The sequence below is a fragment of the Chryseobacterium ginsenosidimutans genome, assembly GCF_039536845.1.
GTDB classification, from domain to species: domain Bacteria; phylum Bacteroidota; class Bacteroidia; order Flavobacteriales; family Weeksellaceae; genus Chryseobacterium; species Chryseobacterium ginsenosidimutans_B.
Window position 1 is genome coordinate 1 of sequence record NZ_BAAAZJ010000007.1, and the last position, 1,300, is coordinate 1,300.

At 44.1% G+C, this 1,300-nt stretch carries 1 protein-coding gene; it reads right to left on the bottom strand.

The genetic code is table 11. The annotated features are described in order from the left end of the window. Nucleotides 1-1,300 (bottom strand): L-type lectin family protein (locus tag ABD745_RS08315; RefSeq protein WP_425549787.1); only part of this gene is annotated, 1,300 nt, incomplete at both ends.

A 1,300-nucleotide genomic window follows, 5' to 3' on the forward strand; every position in this document is an offset into this window, starting at 1 on the left:
CCTGTGCTCCATTGGTAGGCTGTAAATCCGGGACCTGCATCTAGGGTTGTTTTATCTTCAATACAAATAATTTTATCTTCCAGAACATTAGAGAAAACCTGTGAAATGACCTGTAATGTCACTTTAGCAATATCAAAACATCCGAAAGCGTTGATTACTCTGATGTAAACGACTCCCGTCGGAGCGATGTAATTAACAGGATCTGCAATGGCATTGGTCTGATTCTGAGCATCGGTTAATGAAGGATAATACTCTTTGGTCACTCCTGATGTTCCGATTACGGAAGCTGTTGTAAGGTTGAATAATCCTGTTGAAGGCTTTGTTTCAATGGGGCAAGATCTTAAAGAAGCATCTGTGGTTGTGACTGTGGGAGCGACTTTTAAGGTGATTGTAGCATCGTTATTATCACACAATACCTGTGTCGGATCTTTGATGATCACAGAAACCGTTGTATCGGCATTGTATTGAAAGTTGGTAGGATTGGCGATTGGAGCTCCTCCTGTCAAGTAGGTAAAGTTATAATTGGTGGGAGTTGCAGTCAATTGAGAATTCAATGAAGTTAAATCTACGGTAGCCATTCCTGTAAGATCGGGGCAGATATTTTTCGTAATGGCACCTTGTAACAATGGGATTTTATCTACGAAAACTTTTACATTTTTAATAGAATGCCTGGATCTGGCGCCTCCTGTGGAAGCTGAAAACCCGAAATATCCGATCGTCATTGCCGCCGCTGCTCCTGAAGGAGCAAAAGACTGGTTACAGATCAATGCACCGTCGAGAGTTATTTTGATGATCCAGTTTGCGGGAGCTGCGGGATCTACTTCTGCCGTTACTTCAACGTGTTTGTAGGTTGTTCCCTGGAAAGGATGGGTAAGATTAAGATCCGGGGAGTGGAAGGAGCTTCCGGGAACATTGAAGAATTCTACGTTGTTGGTGTCTGTTGTGTTGGGTATTTGCCCGTAACCGACATGTACTTTGCTCATTCCTGAGCTTCCTGAGGCGTTGTTGTAAGAGTCAAAACCTACAACCAGGCCGATTGCATTCTGGGAAACACCGATTCCGGAGCCCAGTACACTTGCAATGGGTGGGTTTTGAAGGTACCAAAATGCGATTCCGTCGCCGTTATAGGTTTGGTTGGAATCCATTCTGAAGTCGAATTCTACTCTCCATTTGTCGCAATATTTAAGGTTGATGGGTTCATTCAGACGAATCGATCCGGAATTATCGTTAACATCCGGAGTAAGCTGAATGAAATCTCCACCTGTTCCCACCACTGTGGGAGCAACCATAGTCCACCCGG